A 15,415-nucleotide genomic window follows, 5' to 3' on the forward strand; every position below is an offset into this window, starting at 1 on the left:
ATTTGCGTTCCGTGCCCGGTCTCGTCATCCGGACCCTGCCTCAAAAGCCAAGGCGACCCAATTGTTTCGGATCGCGTTGCCAATCTTTCGCCACTTTGACGTGCAAGTCCAAATAGACTTTGGTGCCCAACAGCCCTTCAATGCCGTGGCGGGCGGTGCTGCCGATCGTCTTCAACCGGGATCCGCCGCGGCCGATGATGATTGCCTTTTGCGAATCACGCTCGACGAAGACGTTCACGCGCACGTCCAGCAGCGGCGCGGAATCCGGACGTCCGTCACGCGGAACCATCTCATCGACCACCACGGCCAGTGAATGCGGAAGCTCGTCACGCACCCCCTCCAAAGCCGCTTCGCGGATCAGTTCGGCCACCATGACGGCCTCGGGCTCCTCGGTCAGGTCGCCGTCGGGGTAAAGCGGCGGCGATGCGGGGAGCTTTGACGCGAACACGTCGGCAACCGTCTCCACCTGGAAGTCGCTCACTGCCGACACCGGCACGATGTCGGACCAGTCGCCGAGCGCTTCTGCGGCCACGAGTGCTTCGGCCAGCCGGCCCTTGTCGACGGTGTCGGCTTTAGTGACGAGGGCCACCACCGGCGTACGGCCGATCTCTTTCAATTGCTCGGCGATATGCCGGTCCCCCGGGCCGATCTTCTCGTTGGCCGGCAGGCACAGGCCGATGACGTCGACCTCGCTCAGCGTGCCGGCGACCAAATCGTTGAGCCGTTGGCCGAGCAGGGTGCGCGGCCGATGCAGGCCGGGAGTGTCGACGAGGATGAGCTGATAGGCGTCGCGGTGCACGATACCTCGGATGGCCCGCCGGGTCGTTTGCGGCTTGGACGAGGTGATGGCCACCTTTGCGCCGACCAGCGCGTTCGTCAGCGTCGATTTGCCGGCGTTGGGGCGGCCCACCAGGCACGCGAAGCCGGCCCGGAATTCGGTATCGGTCATTCGTGCTCCTTGTCGTTCGTCTCGTCGTCTCCGTGCCGGGCCGGCACTTTCGAGACGAGAAGCGTGCTAATTGTATGACGACGTCCGACCCCGGGCTCGGCTTCGAGCCGCAGGCCGTGGATCTCCGCGGCAGCCCCGGGAACCGGGACCTGTCCGAGTGCCTTGGCGAGCAGTCCGCCGACCGAGGTCACCTCATCGTCTTCAAGATCAAGATCGAAAAGCTCACCGGCGTCTTCGACCGGCAACCGGGTGGATACGCGTTTGACCCCGCCCGGAAGGTCCTCGACCTCGACGCTGGACCTGTCGTACTCGTCATCGATCTCGCCGACGATTTCTTCGAGGATGTCCTCGATCGTCACGAGTCCGGCCGTGCCGCCGTATTCATCGATCACGATTGCCACGTGCGTCGATTCGAGCTGCATTTGTCGCAGCAGATCGTCGATCGGCTTGGTTTCGGGCACGAAGACCGGCTCGCGGGCGATTTGTGCGACGGTGGTGCCCGTGCCCGATTCCGGGTCGGCCTGCATCCGCCGGGCCACGTCCTTCAAGTACACGACGCCGCGGATGTCATCCTCGCTGGAGCCGATGACGGGTGCCCGGGAGAAGCCGGTCAGCAAAAACCGGTCCATGGCCTTCGTGAGCGTCGTGTCGCGCGTCAGGCATTGGAGGTCGGTGCGCGGCACCATCACGGATTTGACCATGGTGTCGCCGAGTTTGAACACCGACTGGATCATGTCGCGTTCGCCTTCTTCGAGCTCGTCCGTATCGCCGGCGCGGTCAACGAGGTCCTGCAGTTCTTCGGACGTGACGAACGGACCCTGCCGGTACCTGCGCGCCGGGGTCAGCGCATTGCCGAACCACACCAGCAGGCTCGCCACGGGGCCCAGCAATACCCGCATCCCGTGCAGGAACGGGGCCGTGAGCCGGGCAGTGGTGCCGGCATGGCGGCGTCCCACCGTGCGCGGGCTGACGGTGACGAGGATGAATGACAGGACGGCGGCCGACGCCACCGCGACGATGACGACCACCCACCAGCTCGGCAGGAACTCGGCCACGACAAGGGTGATGCACACGCCGACAGCCGCTTCCGAACAAATCCGGACGAACGTGGACACGTTCACGTGCGAGGGCAAATCCTCCAGCGTCAATTCCAGCGACCGGCTACCCCGCCGCCGCGTAGCGATGATGTCGGAAGCCTCGCTGCGCGGCAGGAACGACATGGCCGTCTCGGCAGCCGTCAACAAGCCGGCCAGCGCCAACAGCAGCACGGCTGCCACGATCAAACCCGCAGTGGGTACGTCGATCACGTGGCGTCTCGACCCCTACCCGCCAGATAGGTCAGCAATAACTTGCGCTGCAACCCGAACATCTCGCGTTCCTCGTCCGGCTCGGCGTGATCGTACCCGAGCAGATGCAGGATTCCGTGCGTGGTGAGCAGCAAGATCTCCTCCATGGTGGAGTGACCGGCTGCACGCGCCTGCGTGGCGGCGACCTCGGGGCACAACACGATATCGCCGAGGAGCCCCGGATCGCTCGGCGTCTCGGCCGTGCCGGGGCGCAGTTCATCCATCGGGAACGACAGAACATCCGTCGGGCCCGGCTCGTCCATCCAGTCGACGTGCAATTTCTCCATCTGCAAGGGGTCGACCAGCACGATGGCCAGATCGGCCTGCGGGTGCACGTGCATGGCGTCGAGCACGAATCCGGCAAGCTCCGAAATTTCGAACTCTTCGCAGTCGCTGCCCGACTCGTTGTTGACTTCGATGCTCATACGCCTGCGTCCCAGCGTCCGTAGGCATCGACGATCGCGGACACCAGCTGATGGCGGACCACATCGGCCGACGTCAGTTCTTGGAACGAGATTTCATCGAGATCTTGGAGAATAGTGCGCACCACTTTCAATCCGCTGGGGGCCCGGCCGGGAAGGTCGACCTGCGTCACGTCGCCGGTGATCACCATCTTCGAGTTGAATCCGAGCCGCGTCAAGAACATCTTCATCTGCTCGGGAGTCGTGTTTTGTGCTTCGTCCAGGATGATGAACGCGTCATTGAGCGTCCGGCCGCGCATATAGGCAAGCGGTGCCACTTCCAGCGTGCCTGCTTCGAAAAGCTTCGGCACGCTGTCGGCGTCCAGCATGTCGTGCAGCGCGTCGTACAAAGGCCGCAGGTACGGGTCGATCTTCTCGCTCAACCCGCCCGGCAGATAACCGAGCCGCTCGCCGGCCTCCACGGCCGGCCGCGTCAGGACTATCCGGTTGACCTCCTTGCGCTGGAGCGCTTGAACGGCCTTGGCGACCGCCAAGTAGGTCTTGCCCGTTCCGGCCGGTCCGATGCCGAATACGACTGTGTCGTCATCGATCGCATCGACGTAATCCTTTTGTCCGAGCGTCTTGGGGCGGATGGAGCGGCCACGCGACGACAGGATGTTCGTCGTGAGCACATCGGCCGGACGTGCCCGCCGGGGCCCGCTGAACATGGTGTCGGCGTGCCGGACGGCGTCGGCCGTCAACGGCTGGCCCGACGCCACGACGGTGCGCAGCTGGCCGATCAGGTCCTTGACGGCTCGAACCGATACGGCCGGCCCGGTCAGGGTGATCTCGTTGCCGCGGACCATGAAATCGACGTCCGGATGCGCTCGTTCAAGCGCTTTCAACGATTCGTCGTGCGCGCCCAACAGCGCGACCATGGAGGTGTCGATCTCGATCAGTTCCGTCGTCGCCGGCTCGTCCGGCTGCCGTCCGGCGGCCATGCCGCCGGTCCCGGCTGCGGGATGATTTTCGGGTGTCGGTGAGGCCATGGTGGGGTCCGCGCGTGCGGACCGTTATCTCCTTGTACGTCGAATCCGTTTTGCGATAAGTCTACGGCAGCGCGCCGACGCGCGCCCGATCGCCGGCGGCCGCGAACCCCGAAGATGCCGATTTGGTAAAGACCCGGTCACGACAGCGGTTTTGAGGCGACTTACCCGGTCACCGTGTGGAAAACTCAAATGGTTTGATACTGAACTACATGGCATAGCCATGGGCAAAAGTCAGTACCGTCTACGCACAAGGGATCGTCCATGCCGCCAGTTTCAGGATCGCCGCACGCGCGATTTTGGTATTTGGTGATCGGTGCCATTTGCGTGATAGTGCTGTCCGGCGCCACCTTGGTGGCCTGTACGGGGCCGTGGGGCGCATCTCAGGAATCGACGACCCCGACCCCGACGCCCACCACCGCCGGTACCGTGAATTCGCCGGTGTATTTTCTCGGCTCGGACAAGAACAACGACAAGCTGTACCGGGAGTTCCGCAACGCACCGAGCTTGGACGACCCGGTGGCCACCGCGGTGTCCGCGATGACGAAACTGCACCCGCTCGACGATTCGTACCAGAATTTCTGGCGGCCGGCCAGGTCGGTGACGTCGAGTTTGCAGGACAACACGATAACCGTCGACATCTCGTCGGATGCGTTCAATTCGCACCCGACGAAGTTGCAGGCCAAGCAATCGATTCAGCAGCTCGTGTACACGGCCACGGCCGCCGCTGCTCAAGCCAAGCTCGCCGACGGCATCGTGGCCGTCACCATCCTTGTCGACGGCAAACCCAATTACTCGGCGTGGGGCGACGTCAAACTCGGCAGGGCCATCTCGCGCGACGCCGACGCCCGCTCGCCGGTCTGGTTGATCGACCCGGGCGAGGGGCAGATTTTCACCACGGGCGCCGTGACAATCAACGGCAACGGCGCATCGGCCGACGGGACCCTCATGTGGCAGGTGAAGAACGCTGCAGGCAAGATCGTGCGCCGCGAGCCCATCCCGGTGTCGACCGATCCGTCCAATCCGACGAGTTTCAGTTTCGTCATTGAATTGCCCAATGGCATTTACACGGCGTCGGCGTTCGAGACTGACTCGGAAAAGACTCCGAATTCGACAAAGATGGCAAATGTCAGGTACGTCGACAAGAAGACTTTCACCATCGACAAACCGTCACGGAAGCACGGGAAGAAGTCGGCCAAGAAGACTCCGGCACAGCGACACTCGCACGGCGGGGGCATTGGCACGGATCCCCGAGACTTCCGACCCGGGACGCCGTCCGACTAAGCCCGATCCCAGGCTCCGCGCGCGGTTTGGACGACGCTGAGCGCAACCGGGCCGGCGGTCGACGAGCGCAACACGTGCGGGCCTATCCGCGCCGCGCGCGCCCCGGCCGCGGTCAGCATGTCCAGCTCGCGCTCGGCAATGCCGCCCTCCGGGCCGACAATGAGCATGATGGCTTTCCCCGCGTCGACGGATCGGGCAATTGAGGCGAGCGAGTCCGCGGCGTCCTCGTGCAGCACGATGGCCACGGTGTCCGGATCGGCGCCGATCGATGCGGCAAGCTGCCTGCTCGTCACCGGTTCACCGAGGCTCGGCTGCCGGGCGCGTCTGCTTTGCTTACTCGATGTCAGAAGCGTCGAACGCCATTTGCGCAGAGCCTTGTCGGCCCTCCCCTCCCGCCAGACGACGACGCTTCGCTCGGCGGACCACGGCACGACCTCATCGACGCCGATCTCGGTGGCCGCTTCAATCGCCTGGAGGTCGCGATCGCCCTTGGCCAGAGCCTGTACGAGCACGAGCCGTGTGGCCGGAGGCGGCTCGTACCGCGTGTCGTCGACGACCATGACCAGCCGTTCCCCGTCGATCGAGGCGACCCGGCCGTAGGCGACGAACCCGTGCCCGTCGGAGACGCTGAGCTCTTCACCGACCTTCAGCCGCATCACCCGCACGGCATGGTGGGCTTCCGCGCCGTCCAGAGTCACAGTGGCGCCTCGGCACGTGCCGGGGTCGAGCCCCGGCGAAAAGAACAGCGGCGCCGTCACCGCCCGGCGAACCGGTCGCGCAGTTTGGAGAACACGCTGTGGCCTTCGGAGGCAAGCTTCGCTTCGGGAGCCGTTTCGCTACGCAGCGACGCGAGCTTGCGCAACAGCTCGGCTTGCTCGTCGTCCAGCTTGACCGGAGTGACGACGTGCAACGTCACCTTCAGGTCGCCGCGGCCGGACGAACGCAGCTTGCCGACGCCGAGATCCCGCAACGTGATGACGTCGCCGGCCTGGGTGCCTGCCGGTACGTCGATTTGTTTCGTGCCGTCCAAAGTTTCCAGCGGAACGTTCACGCCCAGGGCGGCCGCCGTCATGGGCAGCTCGAGCGTGGCCAGCAGATCGTCGCCGCGCCGCGTGAACGTGGGGTGCCGGCGAACCTCGATCTCGACGTAGATGTCGCCGGGAGGCCCGCCGGCCGTGCCGACTTCGCCTTGCCCGCCCAGCTGAATGCGGGTACCGGAATCGACACCCGTGGGCACCTTGATGGTCAGGGTACGGCGGTGCCGCACGCGTCCTTCGCCCTGGCAGTCCTGGCAGGGGTCCGGGAGGGTCGTGCCGAAGCCATGGCACACATTGCACGGCGACGTGGTCATCATCTGCCCGAGGAGGGTGCGCGCGACACGTTGAATTTGTCCGGTTCCGTGGCAGATGTCACAAGTCTTCGGGCTCGTGCCGGGTCGGGTGCAGCTGCCCTTACACGTCTTGCACAGAATTGCCGTGTCGATCTCAATCTGCTCGGTGCCGCCGAAAACGGCGGTCGACAAGTCGATCGCAAGCCGAATCAGGGCGTCTTGACCGCGTTGCGTGCGCGACGCCGGTCCTTGGGCGCGAGCGCTGGTGCCTTGGAAGAAGCTGTCGAAGATGTCCCCGAATCCGCCGCCGAACGGATTGCCTGCGTATGCGCCGGCGCCGTTCGAGTCGCCGTGCATATCGTAGTTGCGGCGCTTTTCCGGATCGGACAACACTTCGTACGCGTGCGAAACCGCCTTGAACTCGTCCTCCTGTCCCGGATTGACGTCCGGGTGAAGCTTGCGCGCAAGCTTGCGGTACGCCTTTTTGATTTCCTCGCTCGAGGCATCCCGGGGCACCCCGAGTACATCGTAGTGATCACTCACGAAGTAAGTCGCTTCCTGTGTTGAGACATCGTTTAGTTGAGAATGCGCGACACGTACCGGGCGACGGCACGTACTGCGGCCATGGTCGTCGGATAGTCCATCCGGGTCGGGCCGAGCACGCCGAGCGTCGCCGACACGTCACCGCCACTGGCATAGCCGGTCGCGACCAGCGAGGCTCCCGCCAATGACGAGTGCGAATTCTCGTGCCCGATCCGTACCGTCACCTCGTGGGAATCCTCGCCCATCGTCGACAAAAGCTTCAATAAGACGACCTGCTCCTCGATTGCTTCGAGAAGCGGGCCGATCGATTCGCCGAAATCGGTTCCGGCCCGCGCCAAATTCGCGGTGCCGGCCATCACGATCCGGTCTTCCCGGTTGGCCTCGGCCAAGTCGCCGACCACGCGGAGAACCGCCTCGAAAGCCGGCAGTTCCACTTCCGGGAGCCCGACGCGCAGCGAATCGAGCATATCCGAGACATCGGTGATGCGCACATTGACAAGTGCCGTGTTCAGCCGCGCCCGCAAGTCGGCCAGATCGTTCTCGCCGAGCCCCTCCGTGACGACGACCGACTGCTCGACACGGCCGTTGTCGGTGATCAGGACGACGAGCGAGCGGTCCGCGGCAAGGGACACCAGTTCAATGTGCCGAATGCGTGAGGCGCTCAGCTGGGGGTATTGGACGACGGCGACCTGCCGGGTCAGTTGCGCCAGCAGCCGCACTGTCCTCTCCAGGGTGTCGTCGAGGTCCATCGGACCGTCCAACAGCATCGTGATGGCATTGCGTTCGGCTTGCGACAACGGCTTGAGGCCCGAGATTCGGTCGACGAACGTGCGGTACCCCAGATCGGTGGGCACGCGACCGGCGGACGTGTGCGGCTGAGCAATCAGCCCCTCGTCTTCAAGAGCCGACATGTCATTGCGGATTGTCGCCGACGACACGCCGAGCCGGTGCCGTTCGACAAGAGCCTTCGATCCGACCGGTTCGCGAGTGGCCACGTAGTCCTCGACGATTGCCCGTAGTACTTCCAGGCGTCGATCCGACATTTCCGTCCCCCTCTCGCGTCGCCGCCTCGGTACCTGCGGCGGCCTCGGCAATCAATTCTCGCGCGATGGTCCCGCTGGCACTCAATACCGTAGAGTGCCAGTCTACTCTCCGACGGCGACTCGCGGCGCGTAACCGACGTTCGCGCTCGGCAAACAGATAGCGTTGAGGGGTGACTTCCTACTACTCTCCGTCGGATCGTTACGGTTCGGACGTGCTTGCCGCCTCATCGCCGGCCTCCCATCGGAGGAAACCATCCGAGCAGGTACCCGCTACGCCCGGTCTGGTTGTCGAGGACCCGCAGACCGGGTGGGTCGGCGCCGTCGTTCGGGTGGAGAAGATGGGCGGGGTACACGTCGTCGCCCTCGAAGACCGCCGCGGCAAGCTGAAGAGCTTCGAGCTCGGGCCGGGGTTCCTGATCGACGGCCGACCGGTCGTCCTGGTACCTGCCGCGCGCGGCGGCCGCGGTACGCGAAATCCCGGTGTATCGAGCGTCGGCGCGTCCGCGGCGGGCACCTCGCCCGCGGGAGCAAAGCGGACGGCGTCCGGCTCGATCGCGGTGGAGGGCGCCCGCGCGCGGGTCGCACGCGGATCGCGCTTGTGGGTCGAGGGCCGCCACGATGCAGAGCTCATCGAGAAGGTCTGGGGCGACGATCTTCGGATCGAGGGAATTGTGGTCGAGCCTCTCGGCGGCTTGGACGTGCTGCCGGAGAAACTCGCCGAGTTCAAGCCGACCGCCGGCAGGAAGATCGGCGTCCTTGCCGATCACCTGATCGCCGGCACCAAGGAGACCCGCCTTGTCGACGGCCTGGCCGACCGGCATCCCGGCGCGTTGTTGGTCCTCGGACACCCGTACGTGGACATCTGGGCAGCCGTGAAACCTGCAGTCGTGGGGATCGACGCGTGGCCGGACGTTCCCAAGGGCGAGCCGTGGAAGGAAGGTACGCTGGCGCGGCTGGGCTGGCCGCATCGCACGCCGTCCGACGTTCGGGCCGGCTGGCAGCGCATTCTGGGCTGCGTGAAAACGTACGCCGATGTCGAGGCCACGTTGTCGGGCCGTGTCGAGGAACTCATCGATTTCGTCACTGTCGACTAAGCTGGCACACAGCCAGTCCCTGCGGACCCGGCACAGCCGAAGATCCCACTGCCGCCCGATGCAGTGCAGCGTTGATAGGAGCGCGCACCATGTCTGATCAGAATCCACCGGAGCCCGGCAATCAGCAGCAGCCGCAGCAGCCCGGCACTCCCGAGCAGCCCGGCAATCAGCAAGGCCCGCCGCCCGAATATCGGCAGGCTCCGCCGCCGGGATACCAGCCGCCTCCGCCCGGCTACCTCCCGGCGCCCGTGACTGCGGACGACGAACGCACTTGGGCGACGCTGGCACACGCCGGCGGCATCATCCTGGGCTGGATCGCACCGCTCATCATTTGGCTTGTGTACAAGGAGCGGTCGCAGTTCATCACCGGAAATACCAAGGAAGCTTTGAATTTCCAACTCACGGTATTGATCGGAACGATCATTTCCGCACTTCTCACGTTCGTCTTCATCGGCGCAATTCTGTGGCCGCTCGTCTGGATCGCGAACATCGTGTATTGCATCCTGGGAGCGGTCGCGTCGAATCGCGGCGAGGCATACCGGTATCCGATCACTATCCGGATGATCAGCTAGCCATTAATCGACGAGCGTACGCACGACGGCATCGGCCAATAGTCTGCCGCGGTCGGTCAGGACGATCCGGCCGGTCGCGGCGGCGCCGGCGTCGATCAAGCCGTCCTCGACGAGCGACGGTACTGCGGCCCGCCGCCCTTCCGACACGGCCTCGACGTCCAGCCCCGAATTCAGCCGTATCTCGAGCATGATCTTTTCCATCCGCCGAGTCGATGCATCGAGGATCTCACGCCCGGCTGCCGGACTGGTCCCGGCAGCCAGCCGGGCCGCATACGGCCGGGGGTGTTTGACGTTCCACCAGCGCACGCCGCCGACGTGGCTGTGAGCGCCCGGGCCGATCCCCCACCAGTCGGCTCCCAGCCAATAATTGAGATTGTGCCGACACTCTTGGCCGGGTTCGCGAGCCCAATTGCTCACCTCGTACCACTGCAGGCCGTCCAACCGGAACGCGGCGTCGGCCAGCTCATATTTGACCGCCAGATCGTCCTCGTCCGGCGCCGGTACGACGCCCCGACGGACGTCGCGGCCGAGTTTCGTGCCTTCTTCGACGATCAGCGAATAGGCCGAAATATGGTCGGGCCCGCAAGCCAACGCCGCATCAATGCTCCGCTGCCAATCGTCGACCGACTCCCCCGGAGTGCCATAGATCAAGTCGAGGCTGACGTTGAGGCCGGCCTCGCGCGCCCACCGTACGACGTGCGGGATCCGATCCGGGTCGTGCGTGCGGTCGAGCGTCTTCAGCACGTGCCGGACCGCCGATTGCATGCCGAACGAGACTCGGGTGAACCCGGCGTCCGCCAGTTCGCGCAGCGACTCGGCAGTCACCGAATCGGGGTTCGCCTCGGTAGTGATCTCGGCCTCCGGAGCAAGCCCGAATCGCCGGCGCGCGACGCCGAGCAGCCGGGCCAGATCCGCAGTCGGCAGCAGCGTCGGGGTGCCGCCGCCGAAGAACACGGTATCGAGACTGCGACGCGGGATTCCGGCGGCGGTCAGGACGCCGTCGGCGAAGACGATTTCGCCGGCAGCCGTGTCGGCGTATTCATTTTGACTGGCGCCGCCGCCGAGCTCGGCGGCCGTGTAGGTGTTGAAATCGCAGTATCCGCACCGAACTGAGCAAAACGGAATGTGCACGTACAAGCTCAGCGGCCGGGACGACGCGCCCTCCGCCGCACCCGGCGGCAGAGCGCCGTCGTCCGGAACCGGCAAACCGTCGGGCAGGCTGGGTGACATGTGTTCAATCGTGTCATGCTGGAACTATGCGTGACACGTCGGTAACGGCATCGATAACGGTCCGCGTATGAAGACCGAAGTATCAACTCATCGCGGCCGGGTGGCGGGCCTGCGCGACAACGGAATCGTGTCGTTCCGGGGAATCCCGTACGCCGCGGCACCCACTGGACGGCGCAGGTTCGCCGCCCCGGTCGGGCATGCCGGCTGGGTGGGAGTCCGCGATGCAACGCGGTTTGGCGCGACCTGCACGAGACGTCCGTATTCGGGGGCCCTCGGCGCCATCTTGCCGGACCCCGTGATTGCCGGCGACGATACGCTCAACGTCAACGTCTGGGCCCCTGCCGACGCCGAGCCGGGGTCGCTTCCGGTGCTGGTGTGGTTTCACGGCGGCTCGCTCGTGCACGGGTCGAACGCCGTGCCGATTTACGACGGAACCGCCTTTGCAGCGTCCGGAATCGTGTTCGTGTCCGTCAATTACCGACTCGGCGTCGACGGTTTCGGCCAGCTGCCCGATGCGCCGGCCAACCGCGGTCTTCTCGACCAGCTCGCTGCTTTGCAATGGGTGCAGGTCAATATCGGTGCGTTCGGCGGCGACCACGACCGGGTCACGATTGCCGGCGAGTCGGCGGGAGCCTATAGCGTCGCCGCATTGATGGCCACGCCGCTCGGTGCGGGGTTGTTCCATCGCGCGGTGATGCAGAGCGGGCCGACTGCCGCAGCATCGTCCGATCACGCCGCAGCCGTCACCGAGCGACTTGCCGGGATCCTTGGAGTGCCGCGCACGGCCGCCGCGCTGTCCGAGATCGACCTGCCGACTCTGGACGACGCACAGGAAGAACTCTTGGCCGACGGCTCGCCGTTGACCGGCGGACCGGCGTTCACCTTCGTCGTCGACGGCCACTCGCTGCCGGAGGGCCCCGACCGGCTGCTGGCCAAGGGCGCCGGCGGCGCCGTGCCGTTGCTGCTCGGGACGAATCGGGACGAATACCGGCTGTGGACGGTGCCCGGCGGCCGGACCGGCACCGTCTCGGAGGCCGCGTTGGCCCGCTCCGCCGAGCAGCTGGGCGTGCCGGATGCCGTCCTGCATCGCTACCGGGACCGGCCCGACAATTCGCCGGGTGAGATTTTGGGCCGGATCGCATCGGACCGGCTGCTGTGGCTACCGACCATGCGACTTGCCCGGGCACGGCGGAAGAACAGATCGGCCGCCACGTTCATGTACCAGTTCAATTGGCCGGCCGGCGAGCTGGGTGCCTGCCACGCGCTCGAGTTGCCGTTCGTGTTCGGCACCCACCGGGCGGCGTCCTCGCTGGTCGGCGCCGATGCGCCGGACGATTTGCATCGGGCCATGCACGGTGCATGGGTGGACTTCATCAATTCCGCCGATCCGGGCTGGGCGCCGTGGAGTGCCGATCAGCCCACGATGGTCTTCGATTCACCGGTCTCCGACGTGACCGACGGCCCGCGTGCCGCAGACTTCGAGGCCTACGGCGACTGGCGCTGACCCGACGTCCCGGATTCACGCCGTTTTGGCTCCCCCGGCCCGCCGAGTGGTGGCGAATGGCTCCCCCGGCCCGCCGAGTGGTGGCGAATGGCTGCAAAATCGGCGATTTTGCAGCCATTCGCCACCACTCGGGACTCGGAATGCGGCACTCGGAATGCGGCACTCGGAATGCGGCAATCGGACTGCGGCACGCCGGAGCGAGGGCTCACCCCTGCCGGCATTGCCGCGATAGTCGCCCGGCGTCCTACTTCTTGTCGCCCTTGCCGCCGCCGTCGTCGGAGGACAAGGCGGCGATGAAGGCCTCTTGGGGCACTTCGACCCGTCCGACCATCTTCATCCGCTTCTTGCCTTCCTTTTGCTTTTCGAGCAGTTTGCGCTTGCGGCTGATGTCGCCGCCGTAACATTTGCTCAGCACGTCCTTGCGGATGGCGCGGATCGTCTCGCGGGCGATGATACGCGAACCGATGGCGGCTTGGATCGGCACTTCGAATTGCTGACGCGGGATCAGCTCCCGCAATTTGCCCGCCATCATCACGCCGTACGCATACGACTTGTCCTTGTGCACGATCGCGGAGAATGCGTCCACTTGCTCGCCCTGCAACAAAATATCGACCTTGACGAGGTCGGCGCTTTGATCACCGGACGGTTCGTATTCGAGCGATGCGTAGCCGCGGGTCTTCGACTTGAGAATGTCGAAGAAGTCGAACACGATCTCGGCCAAGGGCAGCGTGTACCGCAGTTCGACCCGGTCCTCGGACAGGTAGTCCATGCCGATCATCGTGCCGCGCCGCGTTTGGCACAGTTCCATGACGGCGCCGACGAATTCGCTCGGAGTCAGCACCGTGGCCCGGACTATCGGCTCGCGCACGTCGGCGATCTTGCCGATCGGGTATTCACTCGGGTTCGTCACCACGAGTTCGGAGCCGTCTTCCATGGTGACGTCGTAGATCACGTTGGGCGCCGTGGCAATCAGATTCAAATTGAATTCGCGCTCGAGTCGTTCCCGGATGATCTCGAGGTGCAGCAGGCCCAGGAACCCGACGCGGAAGCCGAACCCCAGCGCGGCGGAGGTCTCCGGCTCGTATACCAGTGCGGCGTCGTTGAGTTTGAGCTTGTCGAAGGCATCACGCAACGCCGGGTACTCCGAGCCGTCGACGGGGTAGATTCCCGAGAACACCATCGGCTTCGGATCTTGGTACCCGCTCAGTGCATCGGACGCCGGCGCCGCAGCGGACGTCACGGTGTCGCCGACCTTTGACTGACGCACATCCTTCACACCGGTGATCAGGTAGCCGACTTCGCCGACGCCAAGCCCTTTCGAGGGTTCGGGTTCGGGCGAGCTGACGCCGATTTCCAATAACTCGTGCGTGGCGCGCGTCGACATCATGACGATCTTTTCGCGTGGAGTCAGCTTGCCGTCGACGACGCGGACGTACGTGACGACGCCGCGGTACGTGTCGTACACGGAGTCGAAGATCATGGCGCGTGCCGGCGCGTCCGGGTCGCCGTGAGGCGCCGGAATGTCGCTGACGATGCGGTCGAGCACCGCCTCGACGCCTTCACCGGTCTTGCCGGACACCAGCAGACATTCCTCGGGTTCGCACCCGATCAAGTGGGCAAGCTCATCGGCATACTTCTCCGGTTGAGCCGCGGGCAGATCGATCTTGTTGAGCACCGGGATGATCGTCAGATCGTGTTCCATCGCCAAATACAGGTTCGCCAGCGTCTGCGCTTCGATGCCCTGTGCCGCATCGACGAGCAGCAACGTGCCCTCGCACGCGGCAAGGGAGCGGGAGACCTCGTAGGTGAAGTCGACGTGCCCGGGCGTGTCGATCATGTTGAGCGCGTACGGCTGGCCGTCGACCTGCCACGGCATCCGGACCGCCTGCGATTTGATGGTGATACCGCGTTCGCGTTCGATATCCATCCGGTCCAGGTACTGTGCGCGCATGCCGCGGGATTCGACGACTCCGGTCCGCTGCAGCATCCGATCGGCCAGCGTCGACTTGCCGTGGTCGATATGCGCGATGATGGAGAAGTTGCGGATCAAATCGGCCGAAGTCGCCGACGGACGGATGGGCGACGCGGACTGGTGCGCGTCGGCACGCTGTGAAGACACAGTGAGAAGTACCTCGTTCGTTGGTCGGGAGACTCCATCATCCCATGACGGCGGTCGCCCCGCGAAAACACGACGTCAATATGGAGGTGAGGGCCATCGGGTCTTCGACGGAACGGACCGACAATTCGTTCATGCCCGCGCCGGCCGCCGGCGAGCTGTCCGTGATGTCATTCAATCTGCGTTATGCGGCAGCGCGCGACGGCCACCCGTGGAATCGGCGGTTGCCCGTGATGGCCGAACTCATTGCGCGCGAATCGCCGACAGTGATCGGCACGCAGGAGGGCCTTTTCGATCAATTGGGGTCGTTGCTTGCGCGCTTGCCGGCCCGCTACCAATGGACGGGTGACGGCCGGCTGGGCGGAAACGACGGCGAGTTCGCGGCGGTCATCTTCGACTCGACCCGGCTGACGGCTTCGGGCGCGGACAACTTCTGGTTGTCGCGCACCCCTGACGTACCGGGGTCGAAGGACTGGCACAGCAGCCTGCCGCGAATGGCCACGCGGGTGACGTTCGAGACGCCGGACGCCGGCCGGTTCACGTTCGTGAACACGCATTTCGACCATCGCTCGGCAGAGGCCCGGCGACAATCCGCCATGCTGTTGCGACGCCGTGCGGATGCCGAGGATTGTCCCGTGATCATGACCGGCGACTTCAACGCGGATGCCGGGTCCGACGAATACGCGCTTCTCACCGGACACCCGTCGCCGCTTGTCGATGCCTGGCCGCGCGCGCGCCGCATCGTCGGCAGCGACGTCGGCACATTTCACGGCTACCGCGGCCCGGTTCCGGGCGGCCCGCACATCGATTGGCTGCTCACGACGACGGACGTTTCGGTCGCAGCGGCCGGGGTCAACACTTTCCAGGTCGACGGCGACTATCCCTCCGACCATTTCCCGCTCCAGGCCGTCGTCGGGTTGCCCGGCCGGGGGCGAGACGGCCCGTTAGACTAGGAGA

14 protein-coding genes are annotated in these 15,415 nt (G+C 65.2%); 5 read left to right on the forward strand and 9 right to left on the reverse strand.

The genetic code is table 11. The annotated features are described in order from the left end of the window. Positions 1 to 40: 40 nt before the first annotated feature. The 4 genes from era to BJY26_RS14910 are packed head-to-tail and all read right to left on the reverse strand — an operon-like array spanning position 41 to position 3,745. Positions 41 to 949 carry a GTPase Era gene (era, locus tag BJY26_RS14895; RefSeq protein WP_179428991.1) on the reverse strand — a complete coding sequence of 303 codons (909 nt, stop codon included), beginning with the start codon at positions 947 to 949 and terminating at the stop codon, positions 41 to 43. Continuing rightward, positions 946 to 2,256, reverse strand: a complete 1,311-nt coding sequence (locus tag BJY26_RS14900) for a hemolysin family protein (RefSeq protein ID WP_237248787.1) — start codon at positions 2,254 to 2,256, stop codon at positions 946 to 948. Before BJY26_RS14900 ends, era begins: the two co-directional genes overlap by 4 nt. Then, the gene (ybeY, locus tag BJY26_RS14905) at positions 2,253 to 2,720 is read right to left on the reverse strand and encodes an rRNA maturation RNase YbeY (RefSeq protein WP_179428992.1); all 468 of its coding nucleotides are present in this window, start codon (positions 2,718 to 2,720) and stop codon (positions 2,253 to 2,255) included. Before ybeY ends, BJY26_RS14900 begins: the two co-directional genes overlap by 4 nt. Beyond that, positions 2,717 to 3,745, reverse strand: coding sequence for a PhoH family protein (locus tag BJY26_RS14910; protein WP_179428993.1), 1,029 nt, complete (start codon positions 3,743 to 3,745; stop codon positions 2,717 to 2,719). The genes ybeY and BJY26_RS14910 overlap by 4 nt, the downstream gene beginning before the upstream one ends. 261 nt (positions 3,746 to 4,006) lie before the next feature. Between BJY26_RS14910 and BJY26_RS14915 the strand changes: the two genes are divergently transcribed. Further along, entirely contained in the window at positions 4,007 to 5,026 is a 1,020-nt protein-coding gene (locus tag BJY26_RS14915; RefSeq protein ID WP_179428994.1) for a GerMN domain-containing protein, read from the forward strand. Here BJY26_RS14915 and BJY26_RS14920 read toward each other — a convergent pair. The 3 genes from BJY26_RS14920 to hrcA are packed head-to-tail and all read right to left on the reverse strand — an operon-like array spanning position 5,023 to position 7,942. Continuing rightward, entirely contained in the window at positions 5,023 to 5,784 is a 762-nt protein-coding gene (locus BJY26_RS14920) for a 16S rRNA (uracil(1498)-N(3))-methyltransferase (RefSeq protein ID WP_179428995.1), read from the reverse strand. The two genes, BJY26_RS14915 and BJY26_RS14920, sit on opposite strands and share 4 nt — an antisense overlap. Next, positions 5,781 to 6,899 (reverse strand): molecular chaperone DnaJ, encoded by a 1,119-nt coding sequence (gene dnaJ, locus BJY26_RS14925; RefSeq protein ID WP_179428996.1) that lies wholly within the window; start codon positions 6,897 to 6,899, stop codon positions 5,781 to 5,783. Before dnaJ ends, BJY26_RS14920 begins: the two co-directional genes overlap by 4 nt. Positions 6,900 to 6,931: 32 nt before the next feature. Next, positions 6,932 to 7,942: a heat-inducible transcriptional repressor HrcA gene (hrcA, locus tag BJY26_RS14930; protein WP_179428997.1), complete on the reverse strand. Its 1,011-nt coding sequence runs from the start codon at positions 7,940 to 7,942 to the stop codon at positions 6,932 to 6,934. A gap of 170 nt (positions 7,943 to 8,112) precedes the next feature. Between hrcA and BJY26_RS14935 the strand changes: the two genes are divergently transcribed. Together BJY26_RS14935 and BJY26_RS14940 are read left to right on the forward strand one after the other, a co-directional pair. Continuing rightward, positions 8,113 to 9,036 carry a DUF3097 domain-containing protein gene (locus BJY26_RS14935; RefSeq protein ID WP_179428998.1) on the forward strand — a complete coding sequence of 308 codons (924 nt, stop codon included), beginning with the start codon at positions 8,113 to 8,115 and terminating at the stop codon, positions 9,034 to 9,036. A gap of 89 nt (positions 9,037 to 9,125) precedes the next feature. Continuing rightward, positions 9,126 to 9,608 carry a DUF4870 domain-containing protein gene (locus BJY26_RS14940; RefSeq protein WP_179428999.1) on the forward strand — a complete coding sequence of 161 codons (483 nt, stop codon included), beginning with the start codon at positions 9,126 to 9,128 and terminating at the stop codon, positions 9,606 to 9,608. A gap of 3 nt (positions 9,609 to 9,611) precedes the next feature. Here the strand turns inward: BJY26_RS14940 and hemW are convergent, their stop codons facing one another. Beyond that, the gene (gene hemW, locus BJY26_RS14945) at positions 9,612 to 10,838 is read right to left on the reverse strand and encodes a radical SAM family heme chaperone HemW (protein ID WP_179429000.1); all 1,227 of its coding nucleotides are present in this window, start codon (positions 10,836 to 10,838) and stop codon (positions 9,612 to 9,614) included. Positions 10,839 to 10,905: 67 nt separating this feature from the next. Between hemW and BJY26_RS14950 the strand changes: the two genes are divergently transcribed. Next, positions 10,906 to 12,342, forward strand: coding sequence for a carboxylesterase/lipase family protein (locus tag BJY26_RS14950; protein WP_179429001.1), 1,437 nt, complete (start codon positions 10,906 to 10,908; stop codon positions 12,340 to 12,342). Between the two features lie 244 nt (positions 12,343 to 12,586). Here the strand turns inward: BJY26_RS14950 and lepA are convergent, their stop codons facing one another. Continuing rightward, positions 12,587 to 14,419, reverse strand: coding sequence for a translation elongation factor 4 (lepA, locus tag BJY26_RS14955; RefSeq protein WP_179430000.1), 1,833 nt, complete (start codon positions 14,417 to 14,419; stop codon positions 12,587 to 12,589). A 173-nt stretch (positions 14,420 to 14,592) separates the two neighbouring features. Between lepA and BJY26_RS14960 the strand changes: the two genes are divergently transcribed. Continuing rightward, positions 14,593 to 15,411: an endonuclease/exonuclease/phosphatase family protein gene (locus tag BJY26_RS14960; protein WP_179429002.1), complete on the forward strand. Its 819-nt coding sequence runs from the start codon at positions 14,593 to 14,595 to the stop codon at positions 15,409 to 15,411. Positions 15,412 to 15,415 lie beyond the last annotated feature (4 nt).

The organism is Spelaeicoccus albus (genome assembly GCF_013409065.1).
Classification (GTDB): domain Bacteria; phylum Actinomycetota; class Actinomycetes; order Actinomycetales; family Brevibacteriaceae; genus Spelaeicoccus; species Spelaeicoccus albus.

Coding starts and splice junctions, on each gene's coding strand:
- BJY26_RS14950 (WP_179429001.1), top strand. CDS start 10,906: ATGAAGACCGAAGTATCAACTCATCGCGGCCGGGTGGCGGGCCTGCGC.
- BJY26_RS14910 (WP_179428993.1), bottom strand. CDS start 3,745: ATGGCCTCACCGACACCCGAAAATCATCCCGCAGCCGGGACCGGCGGC.
- hemW (WP_179429000.1), bottom strand. CDS start 10,838: ATGTCACCCAGCCTGCCCGACGGTTTGCCGGTTCCGGACGACGGCGCT.
- ybeY (WP_179428992.1), bottom strand. CDS start 2,720: ATGAGCATCGAAGTCAACAACGAGTCGGGCAGCGACTGCGAAGAGTTC.
- BJY26_RS14940 (WP_179428999.1), top strand. CDS start 9,126: ATGTCTGATCAGAATCCACCGGAGCCCGGCAATCAGCAGCAGCCGCAG.
- BJY26_RS14960 (WP_179429002.1), top strand. CDS start 14,593: ATGCCCGCGCCGGCCGCCGGCGAGCTGTCCGTGATGTCATTCAATCTG.
- hrcA (WP_179428997.1), bottom strand. CDS start 7,942: ATGTCGGATCGACGCCTGGAAGTACTACGGGCAATCGTCGAGGACTAC.
- BJY26_RS14915 (WP_179428994.1), top strand. CDS start 4,007: ATGCCGCCAGTTTCAGGATCGCCGCACGCGCGATTTTGGTATTTGGTG.
- era (WP_179428991.1), bottom strand. CDS start 949: ATGACCGATACCGAATTCCGGGCCGGCTTCGCGTGCCTGGTGGGCCGC.